Here is a 21428-nt window from a genome sequence, read left to right as displayed (position 1 = left end):
TGAATATGACACAACCAACCGCACCCCTTTCAGGCGAAAACTATTTTGCCGAAACCTATGGTTTAACGCCGCCCCACTCCGAAGTGGTTGCGGCGCTGCCCCAGCTCAACGTCGGCAGGGCGCTTGACCTTGGCTGTGGCGTGGGACGCAATACGCTGTTTCTGAATCAGCACGGTTTTGACGTCACGGCGTGGGATCATAATCCGCAAAGCCTGGCGCGCCTGCAGGAGATTATTGCGCAGGAAAATCTCAGCGGCATTCATACCGAGCAGCGCGACCTGAACAACACGCGCTTTAATGGCGGCTTCAACTTTGTGCTGTCGACCGTGGTGATGATGTTCCTTCAGCCGCAGACTATTCCGCAGCTGATTGCCGACATGCAGGCCTGCACGGTCAGAGACGGTTTTAACCTGATCGTGGCGGCGATGAACACGGACGATATGCCCTGCCCGGCTGATTTCTCCTTTGCGTTTAAATCAGGTGAGCTCAGCCACTACTACCGCAACTGGCACATCGTGAAGTACAACGAGCACCCCGGCCAGCTGCATCGCACAGATGAAAATGGCAACCGCATCACCTGTCGGTTCGCGACGCTGCTGGCGCAAAAAGCGAGTTACTGATCTTTATCTGCTGTTTTTTTCAACAGCGATTGATTTCATCAGGCGACTGTGACTAAATATTGCAGTCGCCCCAGATGGGGTCATTACAGGAACCACCCCGCGTGAACAGCGCTATTTCTTCCCGAAGACGTCAAAAAACCGGCACCATGACCCGCATTGTGTTGCTGATTAGTTTTATCATTCTTTTTAGTCGCCTGATTTTTATCCTGCCTGCTGCCTTCGAGCATCATCAGCAACAGAAAGCTATTCCTGAACCGGTTGCCATAACATCAGGCGATACGCGATAGCGAATAACCAATAACGACATTTCGCCTGAAACGCACCTGAAACTTAAACGTTATCCAGATAACTGGACTCTTTTTTGCATCCCTTTTTCAGGCGAAACGCTACACTTCGTGCTGGTGCTTTCAGACTTAAGGGATCCAATGTGTCTGCCTCTCACTCTCAACGTTTAAGTGAAATACGTCATCGCATTCTGACGCTGCTGCTCAGCGAGCACGATCTGGTTGATGCCCTGCTGGAGAAATCGGGCGATCTCAATCCTGAACAGCAACGTGAAAATGCGGCCCAGCGTGACGCGCTGGAACAGGACATTCTGCAACTGCATGCCGCTGACCTCGCGGATATTCTCGAAGCCCTGCCCGAAGCAGAACGTCAGGCGCTGTGGCGGCTGGTGCCGAACGAGCGGCGCGGCCATGTGCTGGTTGAAGCGTCTGAAACGGTCTGGGCCAGCCTCACCGAAGAGATGAGCGACCGCGATATCCTGCGCGCTATCCAGCCGCTGGATATCGACGATCAGGTCTGGCTGGCGCGTTATCTGCCACGTGACCTGACCGGACGCCTGCTGGCAACTGTGGAGCCCGCCCTGCGCGCCCGCATGCTCGATATGGTGCAGCTTGACCGTGACCGCGTGGGCCGGGTGATGGATTTCAATATCCTGACGGTGCGTGAAGATGTCACGCTTGCAACAGTGCAACGCTTTCTGCGCAAGCGCAAAAGCATGCCGGGCGGTACCGATAAACTCTTTATCACCAATAAAGATAATCAGCTGCTGGGCGAACTGCTGCTGACGGACATCCTGCTTAACAAACCCAAAACCCTGGTGAGCGACGTGATGAACGCGCGCCCTACCACCTTCCAGCTCAATGATAAGGCCGAAGACGCAGCCAGCGCCTTTGAACGTTATAACCTCATTTCTGCCGCCGTCACCGACGCCAAAGGCAAGCTGATTGGCCGCGTGACCATTGAAGACATCATCGACCTGGTGAATGCCGAAAACGAAAGCAACATTCGTAAAATGGGGGGGATCAGTCAGGAAGAGGATGTGTTTGCGCCGGTGCGTAAATCGGTACGTAAACGCTGGGCCTGGCTGGCGATTAACCTCTGTACCGCCTTTGTCGCCTCACGGGTTATCGGGCTGTTTGAAGGGACGATTTCGCAAATCGTGGCGCTGGCCACGCTGATGCCTATCGTCGCGGGTATCGGCGGCAATACCGGTAATCAGACCATCACCATGATTGTGCGGGCGCTGGCCTTACATCAGGTTGAACCGGGCAACTTTTCGTTTTTGATCGTCCGCGAGCTTGGCGTGGCGCTGATCAACGGCCTGTTCTGGGGCGGCATCATGGGCGGTATCACCTGGCTGATGTATGACAATATGGCGCTGGGCGGCGTTATGATGCTGGCCATGGCGCTGAATCTGCTGCTGGCCGCGCTGATGGGCGTGCTGGTGCCGCTGGTCATGACTAAAATGAATCGCGATCCCGCCGTCGGCTCCAGCGTATTGATCACCGCCCTTACTGACACCGGCGGCTTCTTTATTTTCCTGGGACTGGCGACGATCTTCCTGCTGCCGCACTAATCTTCAGGCTTGCAGGCCGTAACGTTGCAGCGACCCGTTAAGATTGCGCTGCCGCGTTACCTGTGCCAGCTCTCGGGTCGCCGCAGGCAGCGTATAGTTACCACGCTGAATCAGCCACTCCAGCACATCCGCTAAGTGCCAGATGGCGGTTTTACCGTCATGCACCGGCAGCGGAAACGGCGGGCGGTGGCTGAGCATCAGCTTACGCATATTCTGACGCGTCATGCCGATGATCTCCGCCACATCCGTCAATCCCACAAAATCGGGTGCGGCTTCCACCAGCGTGGCTCCCGGTATCGCACGCAGCACATCCTCTTCTGCCTGCTTCAATACATCCGTTGCGGAGTCAGACTCGCGGGTGAACTCCAGTGCAATTCTGCCCGGCATGCCCAGGCCGATTAGCGCATCATCACAGCCTGCCGCTGCCAGCGTTTCCAGCAGTTCATCCACCGGCGCGTGCCCTTCCGGCAGGCTGAACCGTAATGTGAAACAATATTCCATATGCTTCTCCTTGTGCTGCATCAGGACTTCAGATAGTGACAGTTGTCGACCACGCGCCGCAGCGCGCGGGCATGCTGATGTGCGTTTTTTGGTGTGCTCCAGATACAGGTCAGACAAAACTCCCCACATCGGCACATCAACAGATTTTTCGGACAGTACATTTTGCCCCAGGCGTGATGGCCTCCCGTGACGACCAGCCAGCCATGGGATTCGGCGTAGCGTAACGCCGTTTCGATCTCTTTGTTGGGATGCCGCTTCCTTGCCATATTTTTCCCTATCCTGACGCTGAATTGATAAGTTGTCAACTGACAACCCTATGAAATTATCTTAGTGCGGCTCAGCATGCGCAGACTTTTTCTCGCAGTAAAACAGTCAGGGTATAAACTGGAAAACGTCACACAAAAAACGATCAGCGCCAGAAGTCATCTGGCAGCAGAAACGATTAACAACGGAGGCAATATGTTTAAAGCAGAGGATTTTGTTCAGTCTAAAACCGGCGGCCCGAAAATGCAGGTGCTGCGCGTCGAAGGTGACACCTTATGGTGTGCACGCGTTGATGATGCGGCGAAAAAAGAGATCGAAGTGAAAGCAGAGAGCGTCAATCTCTATCACGAAGAGGGTGACTTTGGCGTGTGCTGAAGTGAAACGGCCCCTGACGGGGCCAGACTGTCAGGGCTTATCCTGCTGAAGGTTGTCATTTCCCAGGCCGCCAATAAACGGCAGACGCAGCCGGAACGGTGTGAAATCGACTCCCATGTTCAGGCCCAGCAGATTCACTTCAAATCCCTCTTCTGCACCCAGCGTCACTCCCGCCACACCCAGAATCGACACCTGCACACCGCGCCCGGATGGCGGCAGCCCGACCGGACGCCACAGTGGCCGGTAATCTTTACCCAGCGCGTTAGCGGGCAGATCAAGCCTTAAAGCGGGTACTTCGCGGCCAATATGCGCCAGGAAGGTGTTGCTGTTCGGTCCTGGCCAGGCGCGGTAGGTTGTCGGCCACGGATAGGATTTAATGGCGGCTTCAATCTGCGGGATCATCGCTTCTGCTTCCGGTCCGCGATGTTCCACCAGCAGCCGCGGTTTTGCGCCATACCAGTAGCCATCAGGCAGGTTGGTGTTGCGCCGGACTTTATCGCCGCTGCCCCAGCTAATCACTTCGTAGCGAGTGAATCGAGTTTCACCTGCGCGCTTGAAGATGATCCACGGATGCACCGCCACCGCCCCTTTCCAGCCGTAAGTCGGCGCGGCATAAACCTGCACAATAGCCAGGCTATATAAAGCGCGCGGGTCGGGCGCTATCCCGGACGAATCACGTCGGGCTGTCGCCCAGCCGCCCGGCTCTGCGGTTTCGCTGTGACGCGTCGCCTGCGCAATGCTGGCTCCCAGCGATAGCAGCAGTACGGCAACAAAAAACAGGCTGAACACTTTAAGTGAGAGCATGACAACATTCCTGGTGACGTAAGAATCGCGAATCGCCTGTTCAGCAGGCGGTTTCAGTAAACGGCGGCTTTGGGATACGGACGATCGATGAAAGCGGCGGGTAAAAGCGGGACACAACTGACGTCAGTTGCGGGCTTTTACTGCATGGAGGATAGCGTAATTTCCGGCAAAGTGAATAATAAAACGCCAGCGGCGAGGCGGGATGCGCTGAAAAGTTAAAACAGCACGGCGAATGCGATAACCACATCGTAATCCGTTACCTGGCAGGGTTTCATCAATAGATGAGCGAGTTTTCCTGAATAAGTGATAACCGCATGCCTTCGCATTAAAACCCTGGTGTCAGTAACCCATAAAGCGTCCTTACTGTTTCAGGGTATTTAACGCTTTTAATAAACTCATTATTTTTTATCCGGCCCTGACTTCCTGCTGCAGGCATAACCCGAGGGGAATCACACTGCCCTGAGTGAACGCCAATTTGTCGAAACTATAAAGTCGTTGCTCTGATAAAACCTAAGCATCAGCGAACATGAGGCATACCGTGGCGTTTTCACTGTTAGCGCTATACCTGCAGATATAAACAGGATGTACGTACTCTTTTAGTCAGAAGTAAGGCCTGCCACTACAGCTCTTTTGTTAATACCTCAAGATTGTCCGCAAGGATATTAAGCACCGCATTAACGTAGATATCCCTGTTTCCCTGGTGCCACATCACGCACAGTGGCAGCCCGGCTATATTGTCGACCGGAGCCAGTGGCAGATAGGTTACGCCATCCGCGTTCATGTTGCGGTAAGAGGATGGCACGAGCGCCACACCCAGCCCAGCAGCAACAAAGCTCAGTATTGTCTGTTTTTCCTCAGCATACTGAGCGATAACCGGATATTTACCGGCCGCTCTGAACAGGTTCATCGTCAGGTCATGACTGTGGGGACGGGAACGTCTTTCCGGCACAATCACCGGCTCATTGCAAAAATCCTCAATGCTTACCCGATCGTAATGCACCAACCGGTGATGAGCAGGGACTGCCAGTACACAGGTTTCATGGGCGATAAAGCGAGTGGTCAGAATGACATCTGTTTGTTCTGGCGGTCGCACAAACACCAGGTCCAGCCAGCCCGAGGTGAGTCGTGGGATCAGGCTGTGCGATTTATCTTCACTGATGTGGATATCGGCATCAGGAAACGCACTGACAAACAGGTTAAGCAGTTTCGGCAGTAATCCTCTCGCCGCGCTGTCAATGGCACCGATCCGCAACGTTTTTTTCTGCGACGCGATGTTTTTATGGAACCGCAACCGTAACGCATCAAAATCCGCAACAACGGACTTAGCCTCACTCAAAAACTCCGCGCCTTCCCGGGTCAGAGAAACGTTCCGGGTAGAACGATTCAGCAGGCGTATACCCAGATCCTCTTCCAGCAAGCGGATAAAACGGCTGAGTGACGCAGGCATCATTTCAAGCTTCCGGGCAGCCCTGCCGAAGTGAAGTTCATCACCTACCACTACGAAGCATCTCAGCTGATTTATATCCATTTTTCGCCCGCACTCAGATTATACAAGTTATTTATATAAACCCTTGCCGATGATAACGCCAGTCAAAACAGCATACTGGGTTCACAACAAAATGATAACAACCCTACCTGACTGTGGAGCATCCTGATATGCACAATGACCTCGAAAAAAAGGTAATGCGCAAAGTAACGCTGCGGATTATTCCTTTTATCATGCTGCTGTATTTTATCGCGTTTCTCGACCGGGTTAATATTGGCTTTGCCGCCCTGACCATGAATCAGGACCTGGGTTTTTCGCCGATGGTCTTCGGTATGGGGGCCGGGATTTTCTTTCTTGGCTACTTTCTGTTTGAAGTCCCCTCTAACCTTATTCTGCATAAAGTCGGTGCCCGTATCTGGATCGCCCGCGTCATGATTACCTGGGGACTGGTCTCCGGCTGTATGGCATTTGTTCAGGGCACCACCAGTTTTTATATTCTCCGCTTTCTGCTCGGCGTAGCCGAGGCCGGTTTCTTTCCTGGTATCATCCTTTATCTCAGCTACTGGTTCCCGGCTGTAAAACGTGCGCAGGTTACCGCCATTTTTATGGCCGCAGCACCACTCTCTACTGCGCTTGGCTCCCCTATCTCCGCTGCGCTGCTGGAGATGCATGGGCTGATGGGCTTTGCCGGCTGGCAGTGGATGTTTGTGCTGGAGGCGATCCCCGCTTTACTGCTGGGCATCGTCGTTCTGTTCTGGCTCACCGACCGTCCTGCCAAAGCAAAATGGCTGACCGAAGAAGAGCGGACCTGGCTTCAAAACTCTCTGCAGGCTGAAGAGCAGGCGCGCGCAACCGGGCAAAGCCACACCAGCGCATGGCGCGGTCTGGCGGATAAGCGGGTTCTGGCACTGGCGCTGGTCTATTTTGGCACCTCAGCCGGTCTTTATACCCTGGGTATCTGGGCACCGCAGATTATTCACAGCTTTGGTGCCTCATCGTTAGAAATCGGCTTCCTGAATGCTTTCCCTGCGGTGGCCGGTGTTCTCGGCATGATCCTCTGGGCCCGCCACTCGGACCGTACCCGTGAACGCAGCTGGCATGTTATTGCTGCCTGTCTGCTGGCCGCGGCCGGGCTGATTTATGCCGGAAGCGTCACAACCCTTTTCTCAGTGATTATCGCCCTGACACTCGTCACCGTTGGGATCAGCGCTTCCAAGCCCCCGCTGTGGAGCATGCCTACCCTTTTCCTGAGCGGGCCAGCGGCGGCAGCGGGCATTGCAGCCATTAATTCGATTGGCAACCTCGGTGGATTTGTCGGACCGATGATGATTGGCATCATCCGCCAGCAAACCGGTAGCTATACCGGGGGACTCTATTTCGTGGCCGGACTGCTGCTGATTTCAGCCCTGACGGTACTGATTCTGTCCGGAAAAGCGAAAAAGCCTCAGACCACAGAACTTCATCAACCTCACACTCATTAATTAATACGGAGAAACATCATGCGTAACTACTCTATTGCCGCAATTCCTGCTGACGGTATCGGCCCTGAAGTCATCTCTGCCGGCATTGAAGTCCTGAAAGCGCTGTCACATCGCGATCCGCAGCTGAAATTTGATATTCAGACTTTCGACTGGGGTTCCGACTACTACAAACGCTACGGCGTGATGATGCCTGAAGACGGCTTACAGACGCTGAAAAAATTCGATGCTATCTATTTCGGCGCGGTCGGCGCTCCGGATGTGCCTGACCATATTACCCTCTGGGGGCTGCGCCTGCCGATTTGTCAGGGCTTCGATCAGTATGCGAATGTGCGGCCGACAAAAATTTTGCCTGGCGTTACCTCGCCGCTACGTAATCGGGGTCCAGGTGACCTCGACTGGGTCATCGTGCGTGAAAACTCCGAAGGAGAATACTCAGGCAATGGCGGCCGCGCCCATAAAGGTCTGCCGGAAGAGGTCGGAACCGAAGTGGCGATCTTTACCCGCGTCGGCGTCACCCGGATCATGCGCTATGCCTTTAAACTTGCTCAGTCGCGCCCACGTAAATTGCTGACGGTGGTCACTAAATCCAATGCGCAGCGTCATGGCATGGTGATGTGGGATGAAATTGCGGCTGAAGTGGCGCTGGAGTTCCCGGATGTGCAGTGGGACAAAATGCTGGTGGATGCCATGACGCACCGCATGACGCTGCACCCGCAGAGCCTGGACACGGTCGTCGCCACCAATCTGCATGCCGATATCTTATCCGACCTGGCCGGGGCGCTGGCTGGCAGCCTTGGCGTAGCGCCAACAGCGAACATCGATCCTGAGCGGCGCTTTCCATCGATGTTCGAGCCGATTCACGGCTCAGCCTTTGATATCACCGGTAAGGGCATCGCTAACCCGATCGCCACCTTCTGGACGGCGGTACAGATGCTGGAGCATCTGGGCGAGCATGAAGCCGCTGCACTGATCATGGGAAGCATCGAACATGTCTGCACCTGCGGCATCCTGACGCCCGATGTGGGCGGCACGGCCACAACGGCCGATGTCACGCGTGCTGTGGTGCAGTTCATCGAATCCCGTTCAACCGTTGCTGAGAGTGCATAACAATGAGAAACGATCAGGCCGCAACGATACTGGAGGATATCTTTAAGCAGGCGGTTGACAGTGCCCGTCCCGGGCCTGTCGTTCCGGCGGCGCTGCCGCAGAAGCCTGCTGGCCGCTGTATCGTGGTCGGGGCAGGCAAGGCTTCGGCCGCCATGGCGGCGGCTGTGGATGCCGCCTGGCCAGACGTGGATGTCAGTGGCGTGGTGGTGACTCGCTATGGTCATGCAGTGCCCGCCGGGCGTATCCGTATTCTGGAGGCTTCCCATCCGGTTTCAGATGCGATGAGTGAAACGGCGGCTATGCTGATTCTGGAAACGCTGCGCGGACTGACACCCGACGATCTGGTACTGGCGCTGATATCAGGCGGCGGCTCCGCCGTGATGGCATTACCCGCGCCGGGTATCACGCTGGCCGATAAACAGTCTGTTACCCGTGCACTGCTGCACAGCGGTGCCAGCATCAGGGAAATGAATCTGGTCAGGCGTCACCTCTCGGCGATAAAAGGCGGCAGGCTGGCTGCACTGGCGCAGCCTGCACGGGTGGTTTCATTGATTATCAGCGATGTCCCGGGTGACAATCCGGCAGATGTGGCATCAGGTCCGACTGTGGCTGACAACAGCACGCCAGAAGATGCACTGAAGGTGCTCGAGCGCTACGCTATTCCGGTATCCGCCGAGGTTCGCCATGTGTTGAGCCAGCCGCTGGCGTTGTCAGGCATGCTGCCCATTGGTGAGGTCAGGATGATTGCCACACCAGCAATGGCATTACAGGCCGCAGCCAGGGCTGCGCGTAATCATGGTATTACCCCATTGATACTCGGTGATGCCCTGGAAGGTGAGAGCCGGGAAGTGGCAACCGTCATGGCAGGCATTGCGAAATCGGTGAAGCAGCATGGTCAGCCGCTGAAGGGCCCTGCTGTTTTGCTGTCGGGAGGGGAAACAACGGTTACCGTAAGTAATGAAGGTGCGGGTAAAGGCGGCCGTAACACTGAGTTTTTACTGGGATTAGCCTGCGCACTCCGTGGAGAAAGGGGAATCTGGGCCATAGCGGGTGACAGCGACGGCATTGATGGCACCGAAGATGCAGCGGGCGCGATGATTTATCCGGATTCGCTGACGCGCGGGAAAAATCGCGGGCTTGATGCACTCACCTGTCTGAACGCGCATGACAGCTACAGCTATTTTCACGCAATCAATGATTTGCTGATAACGGGACCAACATTAACGAATGTGAACGATATCAGGATAATACTGGTAGCATAGCCGCCACTTTTCGCATAGCTGGCAGGATTAAGCAAACGTCTGCATGACATGATTATCAGGAGAGTTCTGCAGTGAGCTGAAAGCCATATCAGCATGACCTGTAGACGTTTTGACCAGTCTTGAGAAAAATGACTTCGCTTTTTTTACCGTACGCTGCCTGTAAGAGGCGGCGTAACATCGACTGTCGATTCTGGCATCAGATTCAAATCCTGCAACCTGTCAGGCTTTGGCAACAGACTGCCTGACGAGGCAAAATTATCCAGTGCACTAATGAAAAAGCCCGCAGTGATGCGGGCTTAGAGGTGCTTTACTGCTTATACGTGCAGGCTGTTGCCAGACGTTAAATCATTCCCACTCAATCGTCGCTGGTGGCTTACCGCTGATGTCATACACCACGCGGGAGATGCCGTCGACTTCATTGATGATGCGGTTAGAGACACGACCCAGGAAATCATACGGCAGGTGCGCCCAGTGTGCGGTCATAAAGTCGATGGTTTCCACCGCACGCAGCGAGACAACCCAGTCATATTTACGGCCATCGCCCATCACGCCGACTGAACGTACCGGCAGGAAGACGGTGAAGGCCTGGCTGACTTTGTTATAGAGATCCGCTTTATGCAGCTCTTCAATGAAGATGGCATCGGCACGGCGCAGCAGGTCGCAATACTCTTTCTTCACTTCGCCCAGCACGCGCACGCCCAGACCTGGGCCCGGGAACGGATGGCGATAGAGCATGTCGTAAGGCAGGCCCAGCTCCAGACCAATCTTACGCACTTCATCTTTGAACAGCTCACGCAGCGGCTCAACCAGGCCCATCTTCATCTCTTTCGGCAGGCCGCCGACGTTGTGATGCGATTTGATGACGTGCGCCTTACCGGTTGCAGAGGCCGCAGACTCAATAACATCCGGATAGATGGTGCCCTGTGCCAGCCACTTAACGTCCTGCAGCTTCAGCGCTTCTTCGTCGAAGACTTCCACAAAGACGCGACCGATAATTTTACGTTTCGCTTCCGGCTCATTCTCACCTGCCAGCGCGTCGAGGAAGCGCGCTTCGCCTTCAACGTGAATAATGTTGAGGCCGAAGTGGTCGCCAAACATATCCATAACCTGTTGTGCTTCGTTCAGGCGCAGCAGCCCGTTATCTACGAACACGCAGGTCAGACGGTCGCCAATGGCGCGATGCAGCAGCATTGCCGTCACGGAGGAGTCAACACCACCAGACAGGCCGAGGATCACTTTGTCGTTGCCGACCTGCACACGCAGGCGTTCAACCGCATCTTCAATAATTTTGGCTGGCGTCCACAGGGCTTCACATTCACAGATGTCGATAACGAAGCGCTCAAGCATCCGCAGGCCCTGGCGGGTATGGGTCACTTCCGGGTGGAACTGCACGCCGTAGAAACGCTTCTCTTCGTTAGCCATGATGGCGAAAGGACAGGTTTCTGTGCTGGCAACGGTAACGAAGTCAGCCGGGATCGCCGTGACTTTGTCGCCGTGGCTCATCCAGACATCCAGCAGCGGTTTGCCAGCGGCGCTGATCGCATCTTCAATATCGCGAACCAGGGCGCTTGGCGTCGTCACTTCAACCTGCGCATAACCAAACTCACGCTCGGTTGAGCCAGCAACGGTGCCGCCCAGCTGCATCGCCATCGTCTGCATACCGTAGCAGACACCCAGCACCGGCACGCCAGCGCTGAAGACATATTCAGGCGCACGCGGGCTGTTCAGTTCGGTGGTGCTCTCCGGGCCACCGGAAAGAATGATGCCGCTTGGATTGAACTGGCGAATCTGCTCTTCGGTGACATCCCATGCCCAGAGTTCACAGTAAACGCCCAGCTCGCGCACGCGACGTGCAACCAGCTGAGTATATTGTGAGCCGAAATCGAGAATCAGAATGCGATGCTTATGGATATTTTCCGTCGTCATTGAGGGTTTTCCAGAACGGTGACTTAATCAATAAAAGCGCCCGGCTGAAGCCGGGCGGGAAATCGGGATTATGAACCCATGCGATAGTTCGGTGACTCTTTGGTGATGGTCACATCATGCACGTGGCTCTCATTGATGCCGGCGCCGCTGATGCGGACAAACTCCGCCTTGGTGCGCAGGTCATCAATGGTCGGGCAACCGGTCAGGCCCATGCATGAGCGCAGGCCGCCCATCTGCTGATGCACGATCTCTTTCAGACGGCCTTTATAGGCCACGCGACCTTCGATACCTTCCGGCACCAGTTTGTCAGCGGCGTTATCGGTCTGGAAGTAGCGGTCAGAAGAGCCTTTAGACATCGCGCCCAGTGAACCCATACCGCGATAGGATTTGAACGAACGGCCCTGATAAAGTTCGATCTCGCCCGGTGACTCTTCGGTCCCCGCCAGCATCGAACCGACCATGACACAGGACGCACCGGCGGCGATCGCTTTCGCGATGTCACCGGAGAAACGGATACCGCCATCGGCAATCACCGGAATACCGGTGCCTTCCAGCGCGGTGACTGCGTCAGAGACGGCAGTGATCTGCGGAACGCCCACGCCGGTCACGATACGGGTAGTACAGATAGAGCCCGGGCCGATACCCACTTTAACGGCGCTGACACCTGCCGCAACCAGCGCCAGTGCGCCGGCACCGGTGGCTACGTTGCCGCCGACGATTTCAAGGTCCGGGTATTTGGCACGGGTTTCACGGATACGTGACAGCACGCCTTCAGAATGGCCGTGTGAAGAGTCAATCAGCAGCACGTCAACGCCCGCTGCAACCAGCGCATCGATACGCTCTTCGTTACCTGCACCTGCGCCAACTGCCGCACCGACACGCAGACGACCCTGCTCATCTTTACAGGCGTTAGGTTTACGTTCAGCTTTCTGGAAATCTTTAACGGTGATCATGCCCAGCAGATGGAAGCTGTCATCCACCACCAGCGCTTTCTCAACGCGCTTTTCATGCATCCTGTGCAGCACCACATCGCGCGCTTCGCCCTCTTTCACCGTCACCAGACGATCTTTCGGGGTCATGACTGCAGAGACAGGCTGTGAAAGGTCAGTGACAAAGCGCACGTCACGACCGGTGATGATACCCACCAGTTCGTTGTCGCGGTTAACCACCGGATAACCCGCAAAGCCGTTGCGCTCGGTCAGCGCTTTAACGTCAGCCAGTGGGGTGGTGGGCAGGACGGTCTGTGGTTCAGTCACCACGCCGCTTTCATGTTTCTTCACCTTGCGCACTTCGTCCGCCTGGCGTTCAATTGACATATTTTTATGGATGAAGCCAAGGCCGCCTTCCTGTGCCAGCGCAATCGCCAGACCCGACTCGGTCACGGTGTCCATGGCAGCGGAGAGCATAGGAATATTTAAACGGATATTTTTGGTCAGCTGGGTACTGAGATCGGCCGTATTCGGCAGGACGGTGGAGTGTGCAGGGACGAGCAGAACGTCGTCAAAAGTGAGTGCTTCTTTAGCGATTCTTAACATGGCAATACTCCACCTCGGGTGATTGAGAATAGATAAAATATTGCCGCGGCATTATACAGGCCGTAATCGATTGCCTCCAGCATTATTTACGAAAAACTCTTGATCCGCACTGACAGCACTGTAGTATCGATGAATTAACCTGCTGATTTGGAATTTGATCTTCGTCACATGTCGCTGCCACCCATCGCCAATATTTTTACCGTCAGCCGTCTCAATACGACAGTGCGTCAGCTGCTGGAGAAAGAGATGGGCCTGGTCTGGATCAGCGCCGAGATCTCCAACTTCACGCAACCGGCATCCGGTCACTGGTACTTCACGCTGAAAGATGATGGCGCTCAGGTTCGCTGTGCTATGTTCCGCAACAGTAACCGACGCGTCACCTTCCGTCCGCAGCATGGTCAGCAGGTGCTGGTGCGCGCCAACATCACTCTCTATGAGCCACGCGGTGACTATCAGCTGATTGCCGAAAGTATGCATCCGGCGGGTGAAGGCTTGCTGCAGCAGCAGTTTGAACTGCTGAAAGCAAAACTGGCCACCGAAGGACTGTTTGATCCGCAGCATAAGCAACCGCTGCCGGAACCGGCGCGTCAGGTCGGGGTGATCACCTCTTCCACCGGCGCGGCGCTGCACGATGTGTTACGCGTGCTGCATCGCCGTGATCCCTCCCTGCCCGTGGTCATCTACCCGACCGTGGTTCAGGGCGTCGATGCGCCAGCGGCTATCGTCCGCGCAATTGAAATCGCCAACCTGCGCAACGAGTGCGACGTATTAATTGTCGGACGCGGCGGCGGTTCGCTGGAAGATTTGTGGGGCTTTAACGATGAACGCGTGGCGCGCGCCATTTTTGCCAGCCGCATTCCCATCGTCAGCGCGGTGGGTCATGAAACCGATGTCACCATTGCCGACTTCGTTGCCGATTTACGCGCGCCCACCCCTTCCGCCGCGGCTGAAATTGTCAGCCGTAACCAGCTGGAGTTGCTGCGTCAGTTGCAGTCACAGCAACAGCGGCTGGAGATGGCGATGGATTACTACCTGGCACGTCAGCAGCGGCTTTACTCCCGCCTTGAGCATCGTCTGCAACAGCAGCATCCGCAGCTGCGTCTGGCCCGTCAGCAGACCGCCCTGTTCCGCCTGCAGCAGCGACTGGGAGAAGCGATGGAAACCCGCCTGCGTCAGGCCACGCGTCAGCAGGATCGCCTGTCGCATCGACTCAATGCCCAGCAGCCTCAGCAGCGGCTGTTCGATGCGCAAAAACAGCTGCAAAGCTGGCACTACCGCCTGCAGCAGAGCATGACAAAACAGCTGAGCACCAGCAAACAGCACTTTGGTCAGTTGGTGGCGCAGCTGGAAGGCGTCAGCCCGCTGGCGACGCTGGCGCGCGGTTTTAGCGTGACCACCGACACTGCCGGACAGGTGGTGAAGAAAACCGCACAGCTCCAGAGCGGCGACCTGCTCCGTACCCGTCTTGATGATGGCTGGGTTGAAAGCCAGGTGACGCAGTTACTGCCTGAGAAAAAGCGCCGCCGCAAAACCGCCTCCTGACTCTGCCCGTCAGCTCACACTTTTACACTTAACGCTGGCCTGACTAATGAGGTTTAACCAGCCTGAAGGGTCTATACTTTCTGGCACATTCCCTGTCGCCAGGGCGTTTCAGATGGCTTGCCAACGTTGTTGCCTCAGAAAAGCGCCGCCGCAAAACTGCCTCCTGACTCTGCCCGTCAGCTCACACTTTTACACTTAACGCTGGCCTTACTAATGAGGTCTAACCCGCCTGACGGGTCTATACTTTCTGGCATATTCCCTGTCGCCAGGGCGTTTCAGATGGCTTGCCAACGTTGTTGCCTCAGAAAAGCGCCGCTGCAAAACTGCCTCCTGACTCTGCCCGTCAGCTCACACTTTAACACTTAACGCTGGCCTCACTAATGAGGTCTAACCAGCCTGACGGGTCTATACTTTCTGGCACATTCCCTGTCGCCAAGGAGTTTCAGATGGCTTATTGCGTTATTCCTCCCTATATCCTTCGCAAAATCATCGCGCACGGTTCCGGCCACCAGCAGGAGCAGGCGCGTCGCACCCTGACACACGTCCAGCACCTGATGGCGGAACACTGGCAAAAGCAGCCGGTGGCAAAATCCGCGGCAGGCGGCCACGTGGATCGTGAAATTTATGATGCGCAAACTCAGCAGACCCTGCCAGGTAAGTTGATTCGTCAGGAGGGCCAGCCCGGCAATGACGACGTGGCGGCTGAGGAAGCATGGGACTATCTTGGCGTAACCTATGACTTCTTCTGGCAGGCTTATCAGCGTAATTCGCTGGATAATCAGGGGCTGAAATTGCTCGGTACCGTGCACTACGGTGACAAATACCAGAACGCCTTCTGGAACGGTCAGCAAATGGTATTTGGTGATGGTGACGGCGAAATCTTTAATCGCTTCACCATTGCGATTGACGTTGTGGCGCACGAACTGGCGCATGGCGTGACGGAAAATGAAGCCGGCTTGATCTACTTCGAGCAGGCTGGTGCACTGAACGAGTCACTGTCAGATGTGTTTGGCTCGCTGGTGAAACAGTTCAGTAAAAAACAGCGTGCCGATGAGGCGGACTGGATTATCGGCGAAGGCCTGCTGGCAAGCGGCATCAATGGGCGTGGTCTGCGATCGATGTCTGAACCTGGCTCTGCCTATGATGACCCGATGCTGGGCAAAGATCCGCAACCGGCACACATGGATCATTACGTGAAGACACGTGAAGATAATGGCGGGGTTCATATCAACTCCGGCATCCCTAACCGGGCTTTTTATCTGGCAGCAACAGCGCTGGGTGGTTATGCGTGGGAACAGGCGGGATATGCCTGGTACGACACGGTGTGTGACGACGAACTGCCACAGGATGCTGACTTCAAGACCTTTGCCCGCTTCACCGTTCAGCATGGTAAAAAACGGTTCAACGAATCGGTCGGCAGTGCCATTGAACAGGCGTGGAAGGAGGTTGGCGTGCTATGAGTGACCTGCCCGAACTCACTGATGACGCCACCATCATCGTCGCGCGTGAAGGCGGCATGGCCTTTATTCCGGGGCTACGCGCCGAACGACGCTTTATGCTGGGCGATCTGCCGCCGCCAGAAAGAGAGCGCGTCTGCCATGCGCTGCAGCAGGCGATGCCGCTGGGCGAACCGGAGGAGAAAGCCGCGCAGGTGGGCAGTGGCGATCAACGCTATTTTCGCATCCAGATTCAGTATGCAACCCACCGCGAGGTCGGGACGATAGTGCTGTTGATTCCGGAACAGGTGGCGCCACCTGAGTTGCAGGCGCTGTGGCGCGACGGCAAATAAGCAAAAAAAGGGCCGACTATGTCGGCCCTCAGACTGCTGATAATCCGATGTGCATCTGTTAGCGACAAATGAGCTTAAAGCGAAGGTAATACGTTCAGAGGAGGAAAGCGTCCCGCGCCATGGACGGCGCGGGCCGAGCAGTCATGGATGACGATTTTGCGACTTTCCGATCTGACCGTGTTCCCTGAGCATGCTCGGTCTTACAGCGAACCAGGCAAGACTTTTCCGTAAAAAAGGGCCAACAATGTCGGCCCTTTTCATTAAGTGTTGTTACTTGCTGTCTGGCAGCGCGTAAGCAATCACATAATCACCACGGTCCGGTGACTGACGTGCGCCACCTGCCGAGATCAGGATGTACTGCTTACCATCTTTCGGTGAGACGTAGCTCATCGGGCCACCCTGACTGCCCACCGGCAGACGTGCTTTCCACACCTCTTTCCCGGTTGAAGAATCAAAGGCGCGCAGATAGTAATCCTGCGTACCCGCGATGAACACCAGGCCGCCCTGCGTGGCCAGCGTACCGCCCAGCGTTGGCATGCCAACCGGCATTTTCACGCGCATCTTGATACCGAATGGTCCGGTATCCTGCACCGTGCCGACCGGCACCTGCCAGACGATTTTCTGCGTTTTCATGTCAATCGCCGACAGCGTACCAAATGGCGGTTTCTGACATGGGATACCCAGCGGTGACATAAAGCGATTTTTATTCACAGCATATGGCGTGCCTTTTAGCGGAACGGCACCCATACCGGTGTTGATCGCTTCGCCGCCGTTGCTGCCACGCGCAATATTGCTGGTATCAGCCGGGATCATCTGAACCCACAAACCCAGACGCATATCATTGACGAACAACAGGTGGTTGTTCGGATCGACCGACATGCTGCCCCAGTTCATACCGCCCAGCGAACCCGGGAAGCTCAGAGACTTGTCGGTGTCCGGCACGGTGAACAGGCCATCATAGCGCATGGATTTGAAGCCAATGCGGCAGGCCAGCTGATCAAACGGCGTGGCACCCCACATGTCAGACTCTTTCAGCGTCTGGTTGCCAATCTGCGGCATCCCGGTCGAGTGTGGCTGCGTTTTGGTGTACTGCTCGTTCGGGATATGACCCTGCGGCATCGGCAGTTCTTCGACTTTGGTCAGCGGCTTGCCGGTCATACGGTCAAGTACGAAGATCATGCCGGTTTTGCCGCCAATCACTACCGCTGGTGTGGTAGTGCCATCTTTTTGCGGGAAGTCGATCAGGCTTGGCTGCATCGGCAGGTCAAAGTCCCACAGATCGTTATGCACGGTCTGATAAACCCACTTCTCTTTACCGGTCGTGGCATCCAGCGCCAGAACCGATGCGCCATATTTGTGATCCAGCTCAGTACGGTTCGCACCCCAGAGGTCAACCGACGAACTGCCCATTGGAATGAACACGGTGTTCATTGCCGGGTCGTAAGACATTGGCGCCCATGAGTTCGGCGTACTGCGGGTATAATCTTTACCCGGCATCAATATCGCATTCGGGTCAACATTGCCTGGGTCAAACGCCCAGCGCATCTGGCCGGTGATAACGTCAAAGCCACGCAACACGCCACCCGGCATATCCGTCTGTACGTTATCCGCTACGCGACCGCCGACCACCACAGTGGTGCCAGCCAGGGTTGGCGCTGAGGTCAGCTGATATTGCGGATCCGGTGCCTTGCCCATACCCGCTTTGAGATCAACGATGCCGTGATCGCCAAAGTTTTCACAGAACTCACCGTTGTCAGCATTGATCGCAATCAGACGCGCGTCGATGGTGTTCATCAGAATACGACGCTGACAGCTGTCACCGGCTGGCAACACTGCGGCAGTCACAGGTGAAGACCCCGGCTTATCTGGCTGCTGCAGCGGTTTCGTGGCGTCAAAGTAAGCCAGACCACGACAGCGCGGCCAGACTTCCGCTTTGGCATTGATTTCACGTTTCCAGATCTGCTTACCGCTGTTGGCTTCAACGGCGATGACGTTGTTGTGCGGTGTGCAGAGATAAAGGGTATTGCCAATCTGCAACGGTGTCTGCTGATCTTCTGCGCCGTTGCCGGTCGGGCTGACAGGGGTATCGCCGGTGCGGAAGGTCCAGGCCACCTGCAGATCTTTCACGTTGTCGCGGGTGATTTGATCCAGCGCCACAAAGCGGCTGCCCTGCGGAGTATTACCGTAGTTATCCCAGTCTTTCTGCTGTTTCGCTTTATCTACCGGGATCAGCGGCAGCTCTTCGCCCGTGCCTGCAACGGTAGGATGTGGCTGGAACATCTGCACCAGCGTAACAACCATGCCTGCCGCCAGCAGCGCAGAGAACGCATAAGAGGGTTTTGCCAGTGAGTGCTTACCTTCATGCTTACGCAGTGAAGGCCAGATCAGGAAGGCAAGCAGCATCAGTCCGGCAGGCACCATCAGGCGTGATACCAGCGGCCAGAACTCCAGGCCCGCGTCGAACAGCGACCAGATCAGGGTGCCGACAAAGACCAGCAGGAACAGAATCACTGCCGAGGATTTGCGACGGAAGAACTGAATTGCGGAGAGTACAGTGACGATACCCGCAATTAAAAAGTACCCGCTGCCACCAAGTGCAACCAGTTTGCCGCCGCCAATTGCAAAAAACAGACCGGTGGCAAGCAGCACCAGTCCGAGCAGCACGGATGCTATTCCCAGCCCCTTTCCGGAGCGGGAGGATGTTTCAGCCATAATACTTACTCTCCTGAATAAACAGAGCGCCCGGACAGATGGCCTTCCGGACGCCGGCGCGATAAGGCAGTCCGCGCCAGGCACCGCTCGGTTTCAAATCGAATATAAACAGACCCGCGTCCGTGAGATCGAGGGGCCGGAAGAACACGGATGTGGCTTGCCCCTCCCACGACGCGGCAGGATTGTACCACCTGGTACATTACAGAGTGAACATCTACAACTCATTTGTTACGGCGCAATAGCATTTTTGCTACAAAATGAGCCAGTCGTCGCTCTGAATTCTCAGACGTTTTAAGCGTAGCTGAAAGCGGCGTCAGTGACCTGGCGGCTGGAAAAGGACGCGCTTGCGGGAGATAAGGCCATGTCCGTTCCGGCAAAAATAGTCCACCGCGCCGCAGGCTTTGAGCACCTCAAGCGGCTGATGACACGCCGGACAGCAGGGTTGTGCGGGGTAATGCGTACCGCAGGTATTACAGATAAATTCACCGTCGCTGAGCGATAGCGGTTGCTGACATTTTTCGCAAATAATAGTCACTATTTTCTCCCTGCTCCGGTTTATTCAGGGCAAAAAAAAGAGGGCCAGATGGCCCTCTATTCTTAACGCTTGTTCTTTTTCATATGCGCCAGCAGACGCTTACGTTTACGCTGCTGCGTTGGTGTCAGCAGGTTACGTTTGCCTTCATAAGGGTTATCACCCTCTTTGAACTGAATACGAATTGGCGTTCCCATCACGTTGAGTGATTTACGGAAATAGTTCATCAGGTAGCGTTTGTAAGAATCGGGCAGATCCTTAACCTGATTACCGTGGATTACCACGATAGGCGGGTTATAGCCCCCCGCGTGCGCGTATTTGAGCTTAACGCGACGACTGCGTACCAGCGGTGGCTGGTGATCGTCTGCCGCCATGTTCATGATACGGGTCAGCAGCGAGGTGTTTACACGCTTCGTCGAACAGTCATAGGCTTCAGTGATCGACTCAAACAGATTGCCGACGCCGCTGCCGTGCAGCGCAGAGATAAAGTGGATGCGGGCGAAGTCGATAAAGCCCAGACGGTAGTCCAGTGTCTCTTTCACTTCATCACGCACTTCCTGCGACAGGCCATCCCATTTGTTGACCACAATCACCAGCGAACGACCACTGTTGAGAATGAAGCCAAGCAGCGACAGATCCTGATCGGAAATACCGGCATGGGCATCAATCACCAGCATCACCACGTTGGCATCTTCAATCGCCTGCAGCGTCTTGATCACCGAGAATTTCTCTACAGTGTCAGAGATTTTGGCACGCTTACGCACGCCCGCCGTGTCGATCAGAACGTATTCACGTCCATCACGCTCCATCGGAATATAGATGCTGTCGCGGGTGGTACCCGGCATATCGTAGACCACTACGCGGTCTTCACCGAGAATACGGTTGGTAAGCGTTGACTTACCTACGTTAGGACGGCCAACAATCGCCAGTTTGATCGGCAGGCCCGTCGGGTCGAAGTTTTCTTCTTCCTCGGCGGCTTCCTGCTCAGCAATCTCGTCAGCTTCAAGCGCAGCCCAGTACGCCTGGTTCTCTTCTTCTTCCGTGAGCTCGACCGTCTCAACTTTGTCCATCCATGGCAGCAGTGCCTCTTCTATCAGGCTGCTCACACCACGACCATGCGATGCCGCAATGGCGTGGATCTCGCCCAGGCCCAGTGAATAGAAGTCCACAACCGCCTGATCAGGATCCATCCCGTCAGTTTTGTTGGCCACCAGGAAAGTCGCTTTCTGGCGGGAACGGAGATGCTTAGCGATTTGCTGATCGGCGGCCATCATGCCCGCACGCGCATCGACCATAAACAGCACGACATCCGCTTCTTCAATCGCCAGCAGTGACTGCTCGGCCATCCGCGTTTCAACACCCTCTTCGGTGCCGTCGATACCACCGGTATCAATAACAATAAATTCGCGCCCTTCCACTTCGGCGCGACCATATTTGCGATCGCGAGTCAGTCCAGGAAAATCCGCTACCAGCGCATCACGTGTGCGGGTTAAGCGGTTAAATAGCGTAGATTTTCCCACATTGGGACGCCCAACCAGCGCGACCACAGGTACCATAACAAAATGCCTCAATAAATAATTAATCGCCCGAATGGCGTGATTATAACGGCTCTGGCCGTCAAGTTCAGGCTT

General features: G+C 55.5%; 19 protein-coding genes. 10 read left to right on the top strand and 9 right to left on the bottom strand.

What is annotated here, in order from left to right:
* Positions 1–5: 5 nt before the first annotated feature.
* From tehB to mgtE, 3 genes are all read left to right on the top strand, one after another.
* Positions 6–620 (top strand): tellurite resistance methyltransferase TehB, encoded by a 615-nt coding sequence (gene tehB, locus ACVKSX_RS21525; RefSeq protein ID WP_354439515.1) that lies wholly within the window; start codon positions 6–8, stop codon positions 618–620.
* Between the two features lie 101 nt (positions 621–721).
* The gene (locus ACVKSX_RS21520; RefSeq protein WP_010260083.1) at positions 722–907 is read left to right on the top strand and encodes a YfgG family protein; all 186 of its coding nucleotides are present in this window, start codon (positions 722–724) and stop codon (positions 905–907) included.
* 140 nt (positions 908–1047) lie between these two features.
* Positions 1048–2481 carry a magnesium transporter gene (mgtE, locus tag ACVKSX_RS21515; protein ID WP_354439517.1) on the top strand — a complete coding sequence of 478 codons (1434 nt, stop codon included), beginning with the start codon at positions 1048–1050 and terminating at the stop codon, positions 2479–2481.
* A 3-nt stretch (positions 2482–2484) separates the two neighbouring features.
* Here mgtE and ACVKSX_RS21510 read toward each other — a convergent pair whose 3' ends face one another.
* Together ACVKSX_RS21510 and ACVKSX_RS21505 are read right to left on the bottom strand one after the other, a co-directional pair.
* Positions 2485–2982 (bottom strand): helix-turn-helix transcriptional regulator, encoded by a 498-nt coding sequence (locus tag ACVKSX_RS21510; RefSeq protein WP_010671329.1) that lies wholly within the window; start codon positions 2980–2982, stop codon positions 2485–2487.
* A gap of 20 nt (positions 2983–3002) precedes the next feature.
* Positions 3003–3248 (bottom strand): hypothetical protein, encoded by a 246-nt coding sequence (locus ACVKSX_RS21505; protein ID WP_010671328.1) that lies wholly within the window; start codon positions 3246–3248, stop codon positions 3003–3005.
* 193 nt (positions 3249–3441) lie between these two features.
* On the opposite strand from ACVKSX_RS21505, the gene ACVKSX_RS21500 reads away from it, so the two are divergent.
* Positions 3442–3621 carry a hypothetical protein gene (locus ACVKSX_RS21500; RefSeq protein WP_022624131.1) on the top strand — a complete coding sequence of 60 codons (180 nt, stop codon included), beginning with the start codon at positions 3442–3444 and terminating at the stop codon, positions 3619–3621.
* A gap of 30 nt (positions 3622–3651) precedes the next feature.
* Here the strand turns inward: ACVKSX_RS21500 and ACVKSX_RS21495 are convergent, their stop codons facing one another.
* Complete coding sequence (locus ACVKSX_RS21495) at positions 3652–4425, bottom strand: DUF3750 domain-containing protein (RefSeq protein ID WP_010260100.1); 774 nt, start codon at positions 4423–4425, stop codon at positions 3652–3654.
* Positions 4426–5044: 619 nt separating this feature from the next.
* Positions 5045–5953, bottom strand: coding sequence for a LysR family transcriptional regulator (locus ACVKSX_RS21490; protein WP_010260103.1), 909 nt, complete (start codon positions 5951–5953; stop codon positions 5045–5047).
* A gap of 128 nt (positions 5954–6081) precedes the next feature.
* On the opposite strand from ACVKSX_RS21490, the gene ACVKSX_RS21485 reads away from it, so the two are divergent.
* The 3 genes from ACVKSX_RS21485 to ACVKSX_RS21475 are packed head-to-tail and all read left to right on the top strand — an operon-like array spanning position 6082 to position 9761.
* Positions 6082–7392, top strand: coding sequence for an MFS transporter (locus ACVKSX_RS21485; RefSeq protein ID WP_010260106.1), 1311 nt, complete (start codon positions 6082–6084; stop codon positions 7390–7392).
* An 18-nt stretch (positions 7393–7410) separates the two neighbouring features.
* Complete coding sequence (locus ACVKSX_RS21480; RefSeq protein WP_010260109.1) at positions 7411–8499, top strand: tartrate dehydrogenase; 1089 nt, start codon at positions 7411–7413, stop codon at positions 8497–8499.
* A 2-nt stretch (positions 8500–8501) separates the two neighbouring features.
* The gene (locus tag ACVKSX_RS21475) at positions 8502–9761 is read left to right on the top strand and encodes a glycerate kinase type-2 family protein (protein ID WP_061901202.1); all 1260 of its coding nucleotides are present in this window, start codon (positions 8502–8504) and stop codon (positions 9759–9761) included.
* 345 nt (positions 9762–10106) lie between these two features.
* Here the strand turns inward: ACVKSX_RS21475 and guaA are convergent, their stop codons facing one another.
* Together guaA and guaB are read right to left on the bottom strand one after the other, a co-directional pair.
* Positions 10107–11687 (bottom strand): glutamine-hydrolyzing GMP synthase, encoded by a 1581-nt coding sequence (guaA, locus tag ACVKSX_RS21470; RefSeq protein ID WP_010671325.1) that lies wholly within the window; start codon positions 11685–11687, stop codon positions 10107–10109.
* Between the two features lie 68 nt (positions 11688–11755).
* The gene (guaB, locus tag ACVKSX_RS21465) at positions 11756–13222 is read right to left on the bottom strand and encodes an IMP dehydrogenase (RefSeq protein ID WP_010671324.1); all 1467 of its coding nucleotides are present in this window, start codon (positions 13220–13222) and stop codon (positions 11756–11758) included.
* A 168-nt stretch (positions 13223–13390) separates the two neighbouring features.
* Between guaB and xseA the strand changes: the two genes are divergently transcribed.
* From xseA to ACVKSX_RS21450, 3 genes are all read left to right on the top strand, one after another.
* A complete protein-coding gene (xseA, locus tag ACVKSX_RS21460) occupies positions 13391–14764 on the top strand; it encodes an exodeoxyribonuclease VII large subunit (RefSeq protein WP_033758621.1) in 1374 nt (457 codons plus the stop codon).
* Positions 14765–15210: 446 nt separating this feature from the next.
* Positions 15211–16224 (top strand): M4 family metallopeptidase, encoded by a 1014-nt coding sequence (locus ACVKSX_RS21455; protein WP_258994278.1) that lies wholly within the window; start codon positions 15211–15213, stop codon positions 16222–16224.
* Entirely contained in the window at positions 16221–16553 is a 333-nt protein-coding gene (locus tag ACVKSX_RS21450) for a protealysin inhibitor emfourin (RefSeq protein ID WP_010671321.1), read from the top strand. Before ACVKSX_RS21455 ends, ACVKSX_RS21450 begins: the two co-directional genes overlap by 4 nt.
* A gap of 270 nt (positions 16554–16823) precedes the next feature.
* Here the strand turns inward: ACVKSX_RS21450 and ACVKSX_RS21445 are convergent, their stop codons facing one another.
* From ACVKSX_RS21445 to der, 3 genes are all read right to left on the bottom strand, one after another.
* On the bottom strand, positions 16824–19265 hold the full coding sequence (locus tag ACVKSX_RS21445; RefSeq protein WP_010671320.1) for a glucose/quinate/shikimate family membrane-bound PQQ-dependent dehydrogenase: 2442 nt from the start codon (positions 19263–19265) through the stop codon (positions 16824–16826).
* Positions 19266–19578: 313 nt separating this feature from the next.
* Positions 19579–19800 (bottom strand): zinc ribbon domain-containing protein, encoded by a 222-nt coding sequence (locus ACVKSX_RS21440; RefSeq protein ID WP_010257531.1) that lies wholly within the window; start codon positions 19798–19800, stop codon positions 19579–19581.
* 62 nt (positions 19801–19862) lie between these two features.
* Positions 19863–21353, bottom strand: a complete 1491-nt coding sequence (gene der / locus ACVKSX_RS21435) for a ribosome biogenesis GTPase Der (RefSeq protein ID WP_010257536.1) — start codon at positions 21351–21353, stop codon at positions 19863–19865.
* Positions 21354–21428: the final 75 nt, after the last annotated feature.

The sequence above is a fragment of the Pantoea sp. PvP021 genome (genome assembly GCF_054056055.1).
The sequence above is the reverse complement of the archived record's forward strand: the minus strand, read 5'-3'. Positions and strand labels throughout refer to the sequence as shown.